Annotated in this window: 17 protein-coding genes; all 17 read right to left on the bottom strand. The window is 45.6% G+C overall.

Annotation, left to right across the window (positions count from 1 at the left end):
• Positions 1–153: 153 nt before the first annotated feature.
• Complete coding sequence (recA, locus tag MKX46_RS00165) at positions 154–1215, bottom strand: recombinase RecA (RefSeq protein ID WP_023988239.1); 1062 nt, start codon at positions 1213–1215, stop codon at positions 154–156.
• A gap of 241 nt (positions 1216–1456) precedes the next feature.
• Positions 1457–2725: a competence/damage-inducible protein A gene (locus MKX46_RS00160; protein WP_029517041.1), complete on the bottom strand. Its 1269-nt coding sequence runs from the start codon at positions 2723–2725 to the stop codon at positions 1457–1459.
• 95 nt (positions 2726–2820) lie between these two features.
• Complete coding sequence (gene pgsA / locus MKX46_RS00155; protein WP_013309954.1) at positions 2821–3408, bottom strand: CDP-diacylglycerol--glycerol-3-phosphate 3-phosphatidyltransferase; 588 nt, start codon at positions 3406–3408, stop codon at positions 2821–2823.
• A gap of 209 nt (positions 3409–3617) precedes the next feature.
• Positions 3618–4109 carry a YajQ family cyclic di-GMP-binding protein gene (locus tag MKX46_RS00150; protein ID WP_013309953.1) on the bottom strand — a complete coding sequence of 164 codons (492 nt, stop codon included), beginning with the start codon at positions 4107–4109 and terminating at the stop codon, positions 3618–3620.
• A gap of 144 nt (positions 4110–4253) precedes the next feature.
• Entirely contained in the window at positions 4254–4418 is a 165-nt protein-coding gene (locus tag MKX46_RS00145) for a hypothetical protein (RefSeq protein WP_023988236.1), read from the bottom strand.
• Positions 4419–4502: 84 nt separating this feature from the next.
• Positions 4503–5603, bottom strand: a complete 1101-nt coding sequence (locus MKX46_RS00140) for a RodZ domain-containing protein (protein WP_029517040.1) — start codon at positions 5601–5603, stop codon at positions 4503–4505.
• A gap of 30 nt (positions 5604–5633) precedes the next feature.
• On the bottom strand, positions 5634–6407 hold the full coding sequence (locus MKX46_RS00135) for a DUF3388 domain-containing protein (protein ID WP_013370747.1): 774 nt from the start codon (positions 6405–6407) through the stop codon (positions 5634–5636).
• Positions 6408–6634: 227 nt separating this feature from the next.
• Entirely contained in the window at positions 6635–6889 is a 255-nt protein-coding gene (locus tag MKX46_RS00130; RefSeq protein WP_013309950.1) for a DUF3243 domain-containing protein, read from the bottom strand.
• 102 nt (positions 6890–6991) lie between these two features.
• On the bottom strand, positions 6992–7759 hold the full coding sequence (gene ymfI, locus MKX46_RS00125; protein WP_029517039.1) for an elongation factor P 5-aminopentanone reductase: 768 nt from the start codon (positions 7757–7759) through the stop codon (positions 6992–6994).
• A 20-nt stretch (positions 7760–7779) separates the two neighbouring features.
• Entirely contained in the window at positions 7780–9060 is a 1281-nt protein-coding gene (gene yfmH, locus MKX46_RS00120) for an EF-P 5-aminopentanol modification-associated protein YfmH (protein ID WP_029517038.1), read from the bottom strand.
• Between the two features lie 2 nt (positions 9061–9062).
• Positions 9063–10343: an EF-P 5-aminopentanol modification-associated protein YfmF gene (gene yfmF / locus MKX46_RS00115; protein ID WP_029517037.1), complete on the bottom strand. Its 1281-nt coding sequence runs from the start codon at positions 10341–10343 to the stop codon at positions 9063–9065.
• 160 nt (positions 10344–10503) lie between these two features.
• Positions 10504–11355 (bottom strand): spore cortex-lytic enzyme, encoded by an 852-nt coding sequence (gene sleB, locus MKX46_RS00110; protein ID WP_029517036.1) that lies wholly within the window; start codon positions 11353–11355, stop codon positions 10504–10506.
• 226 nt (positions 11356–11581) lie between these two features.
• Positions 11582–14254: an FtsK/SpoIIIE family DNA translocase gene (locus MKX46_RS00105; protein WP_029517035.1), complete on the bottom strand. Its 2673-nt coding sequence runs from the start codon at positions 14252–14254 to the stop codon at positions 11582–11584.
• Between the two features lie 103 nt (positions 14255–14357).
• On the bottom strand, positions 14358–14570 hold the full coding sequence (locus MKX46_RS00100; protein WP_023988229.1) for a YlzJ-like family protein: 213 nt from the start codon (positions 14568–14570) through the stop codon (positions 14358–14360).
• A complete protein-coding gene (locus MKX46_RS00095) occupies positions 14567–15415 on the bottom strand; it encodes a ClpP family protease (protein WP_029517034.1) in 849 nt (282 codons plus the stop codon). The genes MKX46_RS00100 and MKX46_RS00095 overlap by 4 nt, the downstream gene beginning before the upstream one ends.
• Positions 15416–15644: 229 nt before the next feature.
• Positions 15645–17324 (bottom strand): ribonuclease J, encoded by a 1680-nt coding sequence (locus MKX46_RS00090; RefSeq protein WP_013309942.1) that lies wholly within the window; start codon positions 17322–17324, stop codon positions 15645–15647.
• A gap of 349 nt (positions 17325–17673) precedes the next feature.
• A complete protein-coding gene (gene dapA, locus MKX46_RS00085; protein WP_029517033.1) occupies positions 17674–18555 on the bottom strand; it encodes a 4-hydroxy-tetrahydrodipicolinate synthase in 882 nt (293 codons plus the stop codon).
• Between the last annotated feature and the right edge of the window lie 16 nt (positions 18556–18571).

Below are 18571 nucleotides of genomic sequence, written 5' to 3'. Positions count from 1 at the left end.
CAACTGCTACGCAAAAGTTAGATTCCGCTGACAAAGCAGCTTTAATTGATGCAAAAATGCCCTGCACAACTGTGCAGGGCATCAGAATCATGCTATTCAACCGGATTGTGCCATAACCCTGGCTCCAGTTCACAAATCAGGATTCACCAAGCTTTATTCAAGCTCCAACAATTCCTGTTCTTCCTTGGCTTGCTGTGCCAACTCTTCTTCTGTAGGCGGAGCAACCGTCGTAATCAAATTGCTTGCCACCCGAATTTTTTGCTCGATCGTACTAGCAATGTTCGGATTTTCCTTCAAAAATTGCTTCGCATTCTCACGTCCCTGACCAAGGCGCTCACCTTCGTAGGAATACCAAGCTCCACTCTTGTCGACAATGTCATGCTCCGTACCGATATCGATCAAGCTACCTTCTTTGGAAATGCCCTCACCGTACATAATGTCCACTTCAGCCTGACGGAATGGAGGGGCAACTTTATTCTTCACGACTTTAATACGTGTGCGGTTACCCACAATGTCGTTACCCATTTTCAAACTTTCAATACGACGAACATCCAAACGTACCGTAGAGTAAAACTTCAAGGCACGTCCACCTGGTGTTGTTTCAGGGTTACCGAACATAACACCTACTTTTTCACGTAGCTGGTTAATAAAAATAGCAATAGTTTTCGATTTGTTAATGGCTCCAGACAGCTTACGCAATGCCTGCGACATCAGACGTGCTTGAAGACCGACATGGGAATCTCCCATTTCGCCTTCAATCTCTGCCTTCGGCACAAGTGCCGCTACGGAGTCAACAACTACAATGTCTACTGCTCCACTACGTACAAGGGCTTCGGCAATCTCAAGCGCCTGCTCTCCTGTATCTGGTTGCGATAGTAACAACTCATCAATATTGACACCCAGCTTGCTTGCATACGACGGATCAAGCGCATGCTCGGCGTCGATAAAGGCGGCTTGTCCGCCTGTTTTTTGCACCTCTGCGATAGCGTGAAGAGCTACTGTCGTTTTACCGGATGATTCCGGTCCGTATATTTCAATAACCCGGCCTCTTGGAAAGCCGCCCGTTCCTAACGCAATATCCAAAGCAATCGAACCACTGGGGATCGTTTCCACTTGCATGTGGGTAGACTCACCCAACTTCATAATGGAACCTTTACCAAATTGCTTTTCTATTTGACGGAGCGCCATATCCAGCGCAGCACGACGATCTGACAATAAACTCACATCCTTCATTGTTTGTACTTTAATAATACCTTGTTTTGACACGCTTGCCAAGCATTTTTTCGAACATACATTCGTTTTTTTATTCACACAGCTCTCTTCTGTAATTACACCTGTCTCTTAAAACAAAAAAAGAACCGCTGGCAAAAGGCTTTGCAACGGTTCTTCCGATAAGGTGATTATATCATGAATATCTATCTAAAACAACTCTACGACCCACACTGTACATAGATGATTAAGAGAGTTTCTCGTTCTCTACCAGCCTGCGCCACAATCTGTACAGAATCGCTTTGACTGATCGCAGTCGGATTGTTTCGCGGTTACCACTCAGTCTCAGTTCATGTACTTCCGTTTCCTTGTCGCGTTCAGCAATGCCAATATACACTAGACCGACTGGCTTACGTTCGGAATACCCAGGTCCGGCTACACCAGTAACTGAAAGTCCAAAATCGCTGTCCATGATCATTCTCGCCTGCTCTGCAAGCACAAGGGCCACTTCCTTACTCACTGCACCTGGCGCTTGATCCCCCTCTAAATAATCACAAGGCACGTTGAGTAATTTCATCTTCATTTCATTGGAATAGCACACGATGCCACCTTGAAACATAGTAGCACTGCCAGGTATAGAAGTGAGGTGTTCCATCAGCAGTCCACCTGTACAGCTTTCTGCCGCACTCACAGTGAGTCCGCGATTGGCCATTAGATCTACGATAACCTTCTCCAGCGTAACATCTTCGCTTGCATACATAAATTCCGAAAGACGCTGCTGAATTTCTACTTCCGTAGCCGTCAGCTTAATCAATGCTTCACTTTCGCTGGCCGCCTTGGTGGATATACGGATCGTGACTTCCCCTTCCTTGGCATAAGGAGCAATCGTGGGGTCTGTCTGGGATTGGATCAGATCTAACAAACGGGTTTCAAGAGCTGACTCACCAATCCCTGCAAATTTTAGCATTTTTGAATAAATTGGCATTTCCTCACCGCTCAATGCCTGCTGAAGCAACCAAGGTTTGGCCTGGTTTGCAAACATCGGTTTGAGTTCCTTAGGAGGTCCAGGCAAAACTACATAAAATTTACCATCCTGTGCAATTGCGTCGCCCACAGCTAGCCCTGTCTCATTTTCAAGCGGAGTAGCACCTTCAATAGAAAGCGCCTGCCGGCGGTTATTTTCGGTCATTTCTACCCCACGGTTACGAAAAAATTGATCTAGCTTGTCCATTGCAAGACGATCTATGTGCAATTTTCGCCCCAATACAGACGCTATCGCATCTTTCGTCAAATCATCCTGGGTCGGTCCCAGACCGCCAGAAAATAAAATAATATCCGCACGCTTCTGAGCAATTCTTATGGCTTCCTGAAGCCGATCTATGTTATCGCCAACCACAGTCTGAAAATATACATCGATTCCAATTGTAGCCAACTCTTGTGACAAATATTGAGCATTTGTATTCACTATTTGTCCGAGCAATAACTCTGTTCCTACCGCAATTATTTCAGCTTTCATCAATTCTTCCTCCTGTACTGCGAATATGATGGGAATTATATAAAGAAACAGCAATAAGTTTAGTCCCTATTGCTGTTTCCATAAAATTTATACTGTTAAACCTTGGAGGAGCTCAGCAAATGGATATTTTTCACGAAATAATCAATACCCGAATAAATGGTGATCAACACCGCTGCCCATATCGCTATTAAATCAAACGGTATACCAAGAAAAACAAACGGGAAATTATTAATGAGCAGCGCTACTATAGCAACAATCTGAATGATCGTCTTTAATTTGCCCCAATTGCTTGCAGCAACCACAGACCCATCCAGCAAGGCAATCTGACGCAGCCCCGTAACCGCAAACTCACGGCTAACAATCACAACAACAATCCACGAATCAATTTTCCCCATTTCTACCAAGGAAACCAAAATGGCGGTTACCAAAAGCTTATCAGCAAGGGGGTCCAACAGCTTGCCCAAATTGGTGACCATATTATTTTTACGTGCCAAATACCCGTCAAGACCGTCCGTGCTGGCTGCTACAAGGAAAATGATAGCCGCAATCAGCTGATTATACGGCAGCTTGAAAGCTCCGATCTCAATCGGTGGCGGATAAAAATCAAAGTCCACCAGCAAAGCCAGCATCATCACCGGGATAAGGCAAATCCGCGTTATTGTAATTCTGTTGGGTAAATTCACAACACACTCTCCCCTGATTATCGTACTTGATTACAAATGGCAGTTTTCGGATTAAATTCAACCCTATGTAAATCGCTTTCGGCGAGCGCTATACACCTGAATTGTCTGCATTTTCGTTACAAGTATAATATGGCGCAAAACGCATGTCAAAATAACCTGCCGCACATCAAGCAACGTTTTTCCTGCAAAATATATGAGGGAAAACGTCTTTATTTCATGTTTGTAAATTGAAGCTCCAATGGCAAATCAGCTTTACGTAGCAATTGAATGATCGCCTGTAAATCATCCCTGTTTTTCCCGGTCACCCGGATTTGATCACCTTGAATCTGACTTTTAACTTTTAGCTTGGAGTCCCGAATAAGAATGTTAATTTTCTTGGCATTATCCTGATCAATTCCCTGCTTCAGCGAAAGACGCTGACGCACTGAACCTAGAGAAGCGGGTTCCAATTTGCCATACTCCACATTTTTGAGGGACAGACCTCGTTTAGCCATTTTAGACTGCAAAATATCAATCACCGCATTCAGCTTGTATTCGTCTTCCGATGCAATCGTAAGAGCTTCTTTCTCAAGCTTGAGGCTACTTTTGCTATCCTTGAAATCAAATCGTGTTTCAATTTCACGCTCCGTCTGATGAACCGCATTTGTTAACTCCTGCATATCCATTTTGGAGACGATATCAAATGAATTTTCTGAAGCCATCGTTTCACTTTCCTTTCCACAACAAAGTTCAATATCTAATTATAGGCTAGTCATTTACAAAAATCCAATAATCGGTTGACTAAAAAGGCGTTCTTGCCAGTTTTCCTGACAAAAACGCCTTTATTTCATTTACGGTCAAAATATCTAATTATGGCTTCGTGTTGGAGTTCGGAACATATCCAAAAGTCCAAGCACAATGTGAGCAAGACCAAAGCCCAGTATGCCATAGCCCCATGCATTCGGTGTCAGATAATAGCCCAGTAAACTGACAATTATACCGAGCCCAGTCACAATCCAGCTGACGGTCATAACGTATACACCTCACTTTGCGGAAAATGAAATGACTGCCTTTCCAGGAATTACAGTCATTAGTATTTCCTCGCACCAAGGCGTTTATTCACCATTAGTAGTTGTAGAATCTGTACCACTTTGTGCTGAATCCGTACTGCTACCTGTCGTAGAATCTGCAGGTAAACCCGTCACCCCTGCACTCGTTCCGGTCGAAGAGGCTTCTCCTTGCTGTATCAGTACACGAGTAGTCGATTTATTATCTGTTATCGGTTGACCTGCTACGGAAATATCTGTGGCAGAAGACCGCCCTGATTTGATATATAAACCTTCTGGACCAATATCGAAAGACATGGCATCTCCACTTTTAGTCATACCATAACTCAGCTTTTCTCCACGGGAATTTTCTCCCTTGTACACTTCAAGCCAGCTTTCACCCGTAGCTTTAATATCAACCTTGGCTGTGGCTCCCGTTGCACTGGAAACTTTAAAAATCGTCGTCTTGCCTTGCTTGCCGTCCTGTGCCACAGTTACACCTTGTTGTGGAGTAGTCGTATCCGGCTGTTGTCCAGTATTTGGAGTAGTAGCATCCGTATTCCCCGTACCATTTGGCTGAGTTTGCCCGGTTTGCCCCGCACCAGGAGTCTGCCCACCAGCACCATTTGGAGCCGTCGTTTGACCATTGTTCGGCTGTGTCGTAGTGGTATCAGGAGTAGACGTGTTTGGTGTTGTACTCGGTGTTGTACTCGGTGTTGTACTTGGTGTTGTACTTGGTGTAGTAATCGGTGTTGTGTTTTCTGCTGTTTTTGGAGTTGAATGGTTGTTGCTCACCCAATAAGCATAAATAACCCCAACAATGAGAACTAGAAAAAGCCACATTAACGCTGTAGGCAACCATTTAAGATTACCAATCGTGGCGGGACGGCTGGAGCGTTTCTGTGTAACAGGCTCCATGACTGCTTCCGGTTCAGGTTCAGGCACATTGCTTTGATGCCCTTCCAGAATCTCATCAGGATTCAACCCGACCGTTTCAGCATATGTTTTAATAAAAGCTCTGACATAAAAGCTTCCCGGCAGCACTTTGTAATCGCCCGTCTCAATGGCTTCCAGATAACGTTTGCGTATCTTCGTCATTTCCTGAACATCGTCAAGGCTCAATCCTTTTTGCAGCCGGGCCTCCTTTAATTGCTGACCCAGTTCTGACATGTCATCATCTCCTTGTGTAATTACGCTTATTTAAAGATCTTCTGTATAACTGGCTGTAAAGGTATCATAAATAATTTCCTCAGCCGGATTATTGCGAAGTTCAATAATGATATTGAAATCGTCAAAGCTGTATCCCGACTCACGTACAAATACATCAGGATGCTCAATCACTTTAGTACTTGGCATGCTCATAATTTCCTGAAGCAGGTGATAATGTCTTTCATTTGACCGAATTGTACTCACAATACCATCAATAATAAACACATTGTTTGGGTTCATTTCTTCTTCAGAGAGCTGACTGCGTACCGTCTGTCTTAGTAGCGTCGAAGATACAAAAGTCCAACGCTTCATTGCGCATACACTACTGGCAATAATGGATTCCGTTTTGCCCACACGTGGCATCCCGCGAAGACCGATCACCTGATTGCCGTCCCTCTTTAATACTTCACCCAAAAAATCGACCAGCAACCCAAGCTCATCGCGTGTAAAGCGAAATGTTTTACGATCATCCGAATCCCGATCGATGTAACGGCCATGTCTTACTGCCAATATATCAACCAGTCTCGGAGCACGTAAGGCCGTGACTGTAATGTTGCTCGCTTTTTTTAACGTGTCTCCGAGAATACGTATCTTCTCATCATCGTCTGTTTCAAGCAACATTCCCCGTCTTTCACCTTCAACACCGTTGATCGTCAGTATATTAACCCCCAGAATACCAAGCATGGAAGCAATGTCTCCCAGCAGTCCGGGTCGATTTTTATGTATCTTGTACTCCATGTACCACTGTTTCGTTTCTTCCGTCACGTTAGCACCTCATTCACATTCAAACCGTCAACAACTCCAAATCAAAGCATTATTGTATCATAAAATAACATCTTTCGACAAAACCAATTATTGAAATTTGATAGGCTGCATTGTGTTGTAAGCCTCAATCACGTTTATGATATATAAATTACAAGGGAATTACAAGAACAGCTCTGTAACCATTACAGAAAAGCCCCCAAAAGGGAGCTTTTCATGTTGGTTCTTACTTATGCGTTGCTCTTGGCCAATTTAACCATTAGCCGGGCGATGGTGTGACGCTCGTCCTCATCGGCAACTCCCCACAGTTCTTTCAATGCGCGGTTGGAGTGGTTGGCTGGATCGACCTTCTCATCCAGAAAATCACCGATTTCATAAGCAAGCTCTGAAATGGTATCTTGGCTGATTCCCAGCTTCTCCGCTTGCTCTACACGCTGACCGAGGAACTTTTTCCAAACATCAAAATTCTGAACAACTGTTGACATACTTAAATCCTCCTTAGATGATTCAGATTTAAAATCAACAGTTGTAATATGCTCTTCTCAGACGCTTACTATACTGGTGGATTCCTCCAAGCGCTATTTCCCTTAAGTCACCCATCCTCCGTTAGGACTTATGACCTGGCCATTAATATAACCTGACTCAGGAAGCGCAAGAAAATAAACCAGGGATGATATCTCATCAGGTCGAGCCAATCGTCCGGCAGGAATTTCTTCTTCCAAACTGGTAATTTCGCCTTCATCTAAATGATCCAGCATCGACGTATTCACTGCACCTGGAGCTACTGCATTCACTGTCACCCCGGAAGGTGCTACTTCTTGAGCCAGCGCTTTAGTGAAAGCGTTAATGCCTCCCTTCGTGGTGGAATACAACACCTCGCACGAAGCGCCACATATCCCCCACACGGAGGAAACATTCACAATGCGGCCATAGCGTTGGGAAATCATATGTGGCATAAAAACCTGCGTACACAGAAAGGTTCCCTTAACATTGACTGCCATCACTTCGTCCCATTCCTCTTCCGAAACATCTGTCAACAGCCCATAATGAGATAATCCGGCGTTGTTCACAAGAATATCCGGCTTCATCCCGTGATTATCCAGCTTTTCCCGCATGCGTTCGATCTGCTCCTTGCTCCGCAGATCCGCTGACACGGTCATAACCTTGCCCGAATAAGCCATGCAACGACGGGCAACTTCATTTGCTTTTTCATGGGACTTCATGTAGTGAATGACCACATTCATCCCTACAGCTGCAAAACGCTCAGCAATAGCCGCACCAATTCCGCCACTCGCTCCTGTAATCAGCACAGTTGTATCGCCAATCGCTTTTAATTCTCCGCCCTCAGTGGTCATCGTTTCCCTCTCCCTGGACATTACGGACTCACCACTAGTGATATTGCGAGTTGATCCCACTGGATATGATCTTTCAGACGGCGATTTACATCCTCAAGCGTAATACTTTCATAAACCGGAAGCAGTTGGAAAAAATCACTGCCCCGGAAGCGATGTCTTGTAAATTCATGCGCAATATTTTCTGGTGAATTGAGTGTACGCAGATAACCACCGATTTTCTTTTTGCGTGCCCGTTCAAAATGTTCTGCTGCGAAGCCCTGCTTCTGGATGGACTCCACCTCTTCACGTATTCTCGCCAACAGCCGATCCGGGTCTTTGGTATCTCCACCGATTGCGGAAAATGCATATTGCTGCGTACTATTGTACTCATGGCCAAAACTGTCCGAAATCAGATCCTCATCGTAGAGCTTTTGATACAGTTGTGTACTGGAACCAAATAGGAGATCAAGCATCAGCTTGGTTTCCAGATCATGACGAAGCAATTCTTCACCCGTTAAACCTACTTCTGCCTCCTTGAATCCAAACAGTAGCTTTGGCAGAGAAACGGCCAGCTTCACCTCACGACGTGGTTCTGCAACTGTAGTGGGTTCATCGTCGAAAATCCGCTCAATCTCTCCCTGCGCCTTATAGTCCTTTTTGGCCTGATTGTTACGTACCAGCTCTATTACTTCAGCTGGATCCACTCCTCCCACTACAAAAAGAATCATATTGCTTGGGTGGTAGAAAGCTTCATAGCAACTGTACAGCGTTTCCTTTGTAATCGTACTGATGGATTGAATCGTACCTGCGATATCAATATGCACCGGATGGACCTTGTACAACGCCTCGATCAGACCAAAGTAACTCCGCCAATCGGGGTTATCTTCATACATATTGATTTCCTGGCCAATAATGCCTTTTTCCTTCTCTACATTTTCATCTGTAAAGTAAGGATGTTGAACAAAATTGACCAGCGTGGTCAAATTTTCTTGAATACGCTCAGTTGCCGAAAACAGATATACGGTTTGATCAAAGCTCGTAAATGCGTTCGCCGATGCACCATTAGAGGAAAAGGTAGCAAAAATATCTCCTTCAGGCTCTTCAAACATTTTATGCTCCAAAAAATGGGCTATGCCATCCGGCACCTTTACGGGCTGTTGACCTTCTACGCGGAAATGATTATCAACCGAGCCGTATTTAGTCGCAAATGTGGCGTACGTCTTCTGAAAACCCGGTTTGGGCAACACATAAACGTGTAAGCCGTTATCCATTACTTCATAGTACAGCGTTTCCTGCAAATGCTCATAAGGTATATGCTCCACCGTTATTCCCCTTTCTGGTCTCTCAAGAAATAAATAGTGTCCAGTCGGAACGTCCGGGCGGCATCCTGAACATCCTGCACCTTGACTGCCTCCACCTGACTCAGCAGCTCATCTACCGTCCGCTCTTTACCGGAAAGCTGTCTGTTAAAATCATAGGCGATCATCTCAAAAGCGGAATCCTGCATCTCCTTCAGCAAGTTGCGAATCATCGCCTGCGTTTGGGTCATTTCCAGCTCAGTAATCGCTCCGTTTTGCGTATCTTCCAGTTGCTTGCGGATAATAGTAACCGCTTTTTCATAATTAGGAATTTCAATACCAGATTGAATCGTACCAATCCCTTTATGCCCGTCATATCGCGATGAAGCGTAATACGCCAAACTTTCCTTTTCCCTTACATTAACGAACAGCTTTGAATGCGGATACCCGCCCAGAATGCCATTGTACATCAGAGCGGATGCATAGCGATCGTCACCATACGTAATAGGGGTCCGCAATCCCATGTTGAGCTTGCCCTGGTTCACATCAAGACGCTCTACAACAGTTTGAACATCACGCTCTACCGACTTGGGCTGTTCCGGAACATACCCTGCTTCCGCTGAACGGTTCAATTGAAAATAGCGATCAACAAACTTCTCAACTTCTTCTAGCGTCGTATCTCCCACAACGTATAAATCCATGCTGGCATGATTCAGCCATTCTCCATAAGCCTCATACAAGCTCTGTGCATCTATACTGTCCAGATCAGATCGTTGACCAAGAGGGTGCAGACGATAAGGCTCATCTTTGCACATTTCCTCCATGCAGCGCTCACCAGCATAACGTATTTTATCGTTAACTATAGATTCCAGCTTCTTGCGCACATTTTCTCGTTCCTGCTGAACGTATCCAGTTTGAAATGCATCATTTTCCAATGCAGGCTTCGTCAGCACTTCTCCAAGGAAAGCAAACGAACGATCCAGCAAACTATCCGGACTGTTTACAAAGCTGTCATTAATCGTATCCATGCGAAATTGCACGATCTGATAATCTCCACGTTTATACACATCGAATCCGAAACCTGCGCCATACAATTGCTCTAACTGTTCTCTGAATTGTGTAGTCTGCGGATACGATTCTGTACCCCGGCGCAGAACGAAAGGTACCAGCCCCACTCGAGTTACGGTTTCCTCCCGTAGCGGAGTGCCTACATACAATGATATAGCAAACGTCTTAAAGCGCTTGGTTGGCAGTACATGAATCCTCAGTTGTCTGCGTGTGCCACGCTCGAAACCTGTTTTGTTCAAGTCCAAAACTCCTTTGTGACGTCAATTGGCGTCTAGCCTTTGATTAGCATTAGCTGCTGTAAATCGTCCTCCTGTAAAGAGGTAAAGTGTACCAATCTTTATTCTAACCATGCAAAAGCCAAGAAGCAACCGGAGACAAGCTCCCGGCTGCTTCGGCGTTTTACATGCAAAAAATATGTTCCCCGATGGTTTTCACCTGCGGACGGGTCCAAATCCATTTGGAGGTGGCTGTTTTTGGATTAAAATAATAGAGACATCCTCCGCTTGGGTCCCAGCCGTTCAGCGCCTGTCGTACTGCCTTCTGTGCAGTTTCATTCGGCGTAAGCCAGATTTGTCCGTCTGCTACAGCTGTAAAGGCCCCCGGCTGGAAAACCACCCCAGATGGTGTATTTGGAAAACTAGGTGATTTAACCCTGTTCAAAATAACCGCCGCCACGGCAACCTGCCCTTCAAAGGGCTCGCCACGGGATTCACCGTAGACCGCATTAGCCAAAATCTTAAGATCGTTTGCAGATAGTCCCATGGTGTTGGCCGAACCCATTGTTTCATCATTTTGATCCGCTTTATCATTATTGCCCGCTGTCTGTCCCTGAGCGGAACCTTGATTGTTACGATGCATAGGAGTTTCCGTTGGCTTCCAGTTAGGGGTAGCATTCACCAGCTTTAATTTCGTCTTTGCTCCGACCACTCCATCGGGACGGATACCAAATTCCTTTTGAAAACCTTTAACAGCTTTTAGTGTACTGCTGCCAAAATGGCTGTCCACTTTCCCGCCAAAAAAGCCCAGCAACTTCAAACGTGATTGCAACTCATATACATCCTGACCGTAAGATCCAAAATCAACCGCTCCCGAGCTGAATGTCGGCTCGGATGGTTGCGCCGCTTGTACTTTCTGCTGTGTGCTGAGCGACTCTGCTTGCTGCTGTGCAGAGTCATTTTTAAAAAGTCCTGTGTACGTAATAGCCGAGGCTGCGAGGATACCCGTGCAAATCCAGACCATTGTCTTTTTCATATGCTGCGCTCTACCTTTCTTTTGTGGGATTAACAGGATGGCTACGTTTATTATGACAAGCTCCGCTTAAAGCTATTCACCCTTTTAATCTTCTTTCAGCAGGTAGTCGCCACACCTCAAAAAAACATCACAAAAAAACGCTGTTTGTACACTTGGAGTTGTCATTTTAGAACAACTACCTTGCGAACGAACAGCGTTTTAATGTAGTGCTGGATAGAGATAATGCTTAGGAACTAACTTTATTTTGCTGATATTGCTCCATTGAGATAAGAACCTCACGGGGCTTGCTGCCCTCGTAAGGGCCGATGACTCCGCGAGCTTCCATGGAGTCAATCAGTCGAGCAGCACGTGTATAACCGATCCGCATACGGCGCTGAAGGAGCGAAACGGAAGCTTGTTTAGCCTCTAAAATGATGTTGACAGCCTGATCGTACAGCTCATCCAGCATTTCATCTGCATCAGCCGATACCTCTTCCACCTCCGGCACTAGCGTCTCATCATACTGCGCTTCACCCTGTTCACGTACATAGTTAACAATATTTTCGACTTCTTGATCGCTCATGAACGCTCCCTGAACGCGGACTGGTTTAGAAGCACCCATTGGCATGAACAGCATATCACCACGTCCGAGCAGCTTCTCGGCTCCACCCATATCCAATATAGTACGGGAATCTACCTGCGAGGAAACGCCGAAGGCAATACGTGAAGGAATATTGGCTTTAATTACCCCGGTAATTACGTCAACCGAAGGTCTTTGCGTTGCAATGATAAGGTGGATGCCTGCTGCACGCGCCATTTGGGCAAGTCGTGCAATCGCATCCTCCACATCTCCCGCAGCTACCATCATTAAATCTGCCAACTCGTCCACAATAACGACGATGTAAGGCAGAAATGCATCCGGGTTATCTTTCATCAAATTATTGTATCCCTCAATATTACGGGTTCCTGATTTGGAAAATAACTCATACCTTTTTTCCATTTCAACTACAATTTTCTTCAATGCAAGTGAGGCACGCTTTGGATCAGTCACGACCGGAGCCAACAAATGCGGGATTCCGTTGTACACGTTCAACTCCACCATTTTAGGATCGACCATCAAAAATTTGACCTCATCCGGCTTTGCTTTGTACAAAATACTCGTGATGATCCCATTGATACACACTGATTTACCCGAACCTGTTGCCCCAGCTACAAGAAGATGGGGCATCTTGGCCAAATTACCGACAATCGTCTGTCCTGCAATATCACGTCCGAATGCAATAGACAAGCTGGAAGCTGACTCCTGGAAAACGGTTGTCTCCATTACCTCACGCATCGTTACAATGGAAACTTCATTATTCGGAACCTCAATTCCGATAGCAGATTTTCCAGGAATTGGAGCCTCCATACGGATATCTTTGGCAGCAAGCGCAAGCGCAATGTCATCCGTCAGACTCACAATACGGCTGACCTTCACTCCAATGTCCGGCTGAATTTCATAACGTGTTACGGCAGGGCCACGGACAACCTCCAGCACCTTCGCCCGCACACCGAAGCTTTCCAGCGTTGCTTCCAGTTTGCGTGCCGTTTGCATATAATCCTTTTGTCCCATACCTTTGCCTGCATTTTGTGGTTTAGCAAGCAAACGAAACGATGGTAGCTTGTACGGTTTAGGCGGCGGTTGAGCCGGGATAGCTGTATGGGTACCTTCAACCTCTTCGCCTGCCACCCCAGTTGCAATCGTCTGAGCTTGTCCCTGAGCACCTTCTAATGTCCCCTGGATCGTAGTCGAATCATCCATATCCTTATTCGCATTGGCACCCACAAAGTCATCATCCAGGGGTTCGTCAATAACGGAAGTCGTCTGCTCTGCCCCTGTCAGGGACTCTCCAAATTCAGCTTCCGTTCTTCTTTCCTCATGCTTTACTTGTTCGAAGAAATCCCTAATAATCGGCGACCTTTTTACCGGAATTGCAGCTTCCTGCTCAGCGTGTTCGACTACGTCAGACACCTCTTCACTCTGGTTGCCGTTTCTCCACTGGGCCTGCGCGTCCTCAGCTTCATATGGAAAATCATGATCATCCTCATCGACGGAATGCTCTTCCTTGTCCGCTTTATCTGAATTCTTAAGACCAAACAACTGAAAGAAAATCGGTTGTTTGCGTGCAGGAGGCTGCATTTCGTCAAAGTCATCATCCATGTCTTCCTCATAGGCAGGAATCGGCTCAGACTTGATCTTTCTATTTCCATTACCTTTGCTAGATGCCGAAAGCGGAGTAGCTTTACCAGTCCATTTTTTGCGCACACTTCCCCCAGCTGCTAGCAGCTTGGTTTTTACAATCCGCACCAAATCCACATAGGACAGTTGGGTCATCAGCATGAAACAAATGACGAACATAACAATCATGATCAGTTTAGCTCCCGTGAGACCAAACAGCCACAACAGAACAGTAAGCTGCAACGCGCCTACGTAACCCCCGCTGATATCCTTGTTCAGCATTGAGGAATGGCCCTGCTGATCAGGCGACAGCAACTGCTCGCGCATATCTATATGTATCTGGGTCATCACTCCGCCCGGCTGAAGCGCGTTGATCGGCCCCAAACGCTGCTCCATAGATGAAATAGAACTCATAAGTGTAAAGGCAAATACCAACAGGAGCAAACCCGTTTTACGCGAGTTCCACTGGTTCGGCCACTTGCGGTGAATCATCACCATCAGACCATAATAAATGCCAATCAGAGGGATAACAAAATAGAATTTCCCCAATACGAGCCCAAACATCTTGGATAGCGACCGACCAACTGCCGCTTCACCCGACAACGCAATGACCGCTAATGTAATCAGCACAATGCCGTAAATTTCAAATTTTAGAACTCCGCCAAATGCGGCTTTCTTTTTTCTTTTTCTTCTTCTGGACATACAAGGTCACCCCCCAGAAGAATATTATACCACGTCACCCGGTATCCGCACATATGTTCTTTTTCAGCAGTAAATGACCGATTTCTATACTATTCGACACCTTCTACGACCATTCGATGACTTGACCGGGTCCATAACGCGGATTCAGGTAGGCTTCCAGCGGGCAGTCCAACAACCGTACAATGATCCCCCGACGACTTTCAAGCGGCTGTACCTGCATAAGTAGACCGTCTACTCGAACCTCTGCAAGCTCCTCAGCCTCTTTCCACATCCCTTGCCACACCATTTCCATTGGCATTACAGTATATAATGTCATTGAGATAGCTCCCCGCTATGCTCCCCTGACAGTGTCTCTGTAGGAGTTCCTGTGGCACTGGGAATAAAAGGAGCATACGGAGCCTGCTGTTGGATCCCAGCGTTCCCGTTTTGCTGACGCCGCGTTTCAATAATGGTGTTCAGCTGTTTTAAAGCCTCTCCGATCCCTCCAACCGCGTCCATCAATCCATACTTCACTGCATCGGCTCCCCCAACCGCTGTACCAATATCGCGGTTTAACTCACCGGTTTTAAACATCAATTCCTTAAACTGCTCTTCTGTAATACGAGAATGAGAAACGACAAAGCGTACGACACGCTCCTGCATTTTTTCCATATATTCAAAAGTCTGTGGGACTCCAATGACCAGTCCGCTCATACGAATAGGATGAATGGTCATCGTCGCACTCTCCGCAATGTAGGAATAAGTGGAAGACACAGCAATCGGCACACCGATGCTGTGCCCCCCGCCTATCACAATGGTCACCGTTGGTTTACTCATCGATGCGATCATTTCAGCAATAGCCAGTCCTGCCTCTACATCACCACCAACTGTATTCAGCAAAATCATTAATCCTTCGATACGAGGATTTTGTTCTGCCGCTACCAGTTGGGGAATAATGTGCTCATATTTTGTCGTTTTGTTTTGAGGCGGTAAAATGAGATGCCCTTCAATCTGACCGATAATCGTCATGCAAAAAATATTGGACTCGCCTCCAGGCATGGAGGTTTGACCCAGTTGCTGCAAAGCCTCCATAGCAGGTAACGCGGGTCTTTGCCCAATTTCTGGTTGATCTGGCGTTTCCGTTTCCTCGTTGCCAGATGATAGATTGCTGTATTGTTCCATATGGGTGATCTTCCTTTCGCTTTACGCATCTATATGACCCGTAGTCACCCTATAGTATGGGATGTAAATGGAATATTTTATACCTACCCCCATGCTTTTCCTTACCCCGAAAAATCAAAAAAGCCTCTCCTTCCGCGGAAACCGTCCAATATTTCCTGCGGGAAGAGAGGCGACTGTGTGCCTGTGACTTAAGTTTTTAATTCAGGTTTTTGAACAAATTTCAATTGAATCACACTTCCATTATAATTGGCAGGATCATCGGTCTGCGACGAGTTTGCTCATACAAGAAGCGACCCAGTGCATCCTTGACATTTGTCTTGAGGGAAGCCCATTCATTTACATTTTCACTCATGAGCTTATGCAGTGTACTTGAGACAATACGATTCGCTTCATCAAGCAAACCTTCCGATTCACGGACATAAACGAAACCGCGGGAAATGATATCTGGACCCGATTTAATCGTTCCGTCTTGCTTGCTCAGCGTGACAACCACCACCAAAATACCGTCCTGTGACAGCAATTTACGGTCGCGCAATACGATATTTCCTACATCCCCTACGCCTAGTCCATCGATCAGTACGTTACCTGCTGTAACTTTACCAGCTCTGCGTGCTCCGCCATTCTGAATTTCAATGACTTCACCGATATCCGTGATGAAAATATTTTCAGGCTCAATACCTACGCCTTCAGCAAGAAGGGCGTGACGACGTTGCATTCTGAACTCACCATGAATTGGCAAGAAGAACTTTGGTTTCATCAGATTCAGCATCAGCTTAAGTTCTTCCTGGCTTCCGTGTCCAGAAACGTGAATACCTGGATTAGCTGCGCTGTAATATACATTGGCACCCAGACGGAACAGTTCATCAATTGTGCGTCCAACGTATTTTTCATTACCCGGTACCGGAGTAGCTGCAATGATGACTGAATCCCCTGGAAGAATGTCAACCTTTCGATGTGTGGAACGAGCCATTCTTGTCAAAGCGGACATCGGTTCGCCCTGACTGCCTGTGCAGAGAATAACTACACGGTCCGCTGACATTTTGCCAACTTCTTCAGGCTCGATCAGCATTCCATCCGGAATTTCCAAATAGCCCAAGTCCGAAGCAATGCCTACGACATTAACCATGCTTCGACCAATAACTGTTACTTTACGTCCCGTTGCTTCAGCAGCATTAATTACCTGCTGAATACGATGTACGTTAGAAGCAAAAGTGGCTACGACCACACGCTGTCTCGACTTGCGGAAAATGTCTTCCAGCACAATACCAACGCTCTTTTCCGAAGGTGTAAAGCCCGGTTTCTCGGCATTCGTACTGTCTGACAAAAGAGCCAGTACGCCACGTGTGCCAATTTCAGCCATACGCTGCAAATCTGCATATTGTCCGTTCACCGGAGTATGGTCAAATTTGAAGTCACCTGTATGAACAACAGCGCCTTCAGGAGTATCAATACATACACCTACAGAATCCGGAATACTATGGTTGGTTCTGAAGAAGGTTGCTTTTAGTGTGGAACCCAGCTTGATTTCGGAATCAGCATTGATCAAAATACGTTTGGTTTCACCAAGCAGATTCGCTTCCTTCAGCTTGTTTTCCACCAATCCCAGCGTCAATTTGGTACCATATACTGGTACATTCAAATGTTTCAACACGTAAGGCAAACCGCCGATATGGTCCTCGTGACCATGAGTCAGCACAATGCCTCTTACTTTGTCGCGGTTCTCTGTAAGGTAGGAAATATCAGGAATAACGATATCAATGCCCAGCATGTCCTCTTCCGGGAATTTCAGACCGGAATCCACCACGACAATGTCATTGCCGTATTGAACGACATACATATTTTTCCCGATTTCACCGACGCCGCCCAAAGCGAAAATCATCAATTTATCGTTGTTTGTTTTTTTAGACAAATGAATCTAAACCTCCTATGGTAGTTGGACGTCGTACCTTGATTTGTTATTTAATTTTCAAAAAAATACCGCACCCAGTCACTTGACCCCATTATACATGATTAAAATACGAAAAAACAAGTCATCCTGTTCGTTACGCTAGGTTTCCCATTGCCGTCTCAAACCATTAGTATCTGTCATTTTATCTATATGCATGGTTAAAAGCACAGCAAAAAGGACGTCCTATAAGAACGTCCTTCATGCTGGAGGACCTTGTCAGACAATAAACTCTATCGGTTTTGTACCTACCGACTGCCCTTAACAAGGTTACTCCTTAGTATTAATTAATATCCTACATTCCTATTTGTCTTTAGCGGGTAAATAATTTCTTAATAAATTCCGCTTCATCCTCAGTTGGAGGAATGAGCGGCAACCGAACCGAACCAACCCTAATCCCCCGTAATTCCAATGCATATTTTACTGCCACTGGATTAGGCAGAGGATGAGGACAGCCAAACAAACCCTTGAAAATCGGGAACAACTGCTGATGCAACTTTGCTGCCTCCTGAGAGTGTCCTCCTACAAGTGAATCGATCATCTGCTTCATTTCAGCACCTACCACATGGCTCGCTACGCTGATAATACCATAAGCACCTACAGCCATAGCAGGCAACCCAGAAGCATCATCCCCGGAATAAACCAGAAAACCCTCTGGCGCTGCCGCTGCAATCTGTGTAACCTGCGCAAGTGATGCACATTCTTTGGTTCCCACAATATTTGGAATTTGTGCAAGACGCAGCGTTGTTTCAGCTGTTAGACTCGCTCCAGTACGGCTTGGAACATTATACAGTATAGCTGGAAGGGATGTGGAGTTTGCAATACTTTCGAAATGCTGATACATCCCTTCCTGATTCGGTTTATTATAATATGGCACTACCAGTAGAACACCATCTGCTCCTGCCTGCTCCGCGGCACGGGTAAGATGAATGGAGTGACGCGTATTGTTGCTGCCAGTCCCGGCAATAATTTTACATCGTCCAGCTGCTTTTTCTACAACAAAAGCAAACAACTTGATTTTCTCATCATCGCTCAGGGTAGGAGACTCTCCTGTTGTTCCAGATACAACAAGTGACTCTGAATGCTGTTCTTCTATTAAATAATCAATCAACGAGGACAATGCAGTCCAGTCAATCTCTCCTTGCTGATCAAAAGGTGTCACCATCGCGGTAATCAATCTGCCGAAGTTCACCATGCTGCCTCCTTTTTGC

It is taken from the genome of Paenibacillus sp. FSL P4-0113, assembly GCF_038009305.1.
GTDB classification, from domain to species: domain Bacteria; phylum Bacillota; class Bacilli; order Paenibacillales; family Paenibacillaceae; genus Paenibacillus; species Paenibacillus polymyxa_D.
This window is presented reverse-complemented; position numbering and strand designations above follow the sequence as displayed.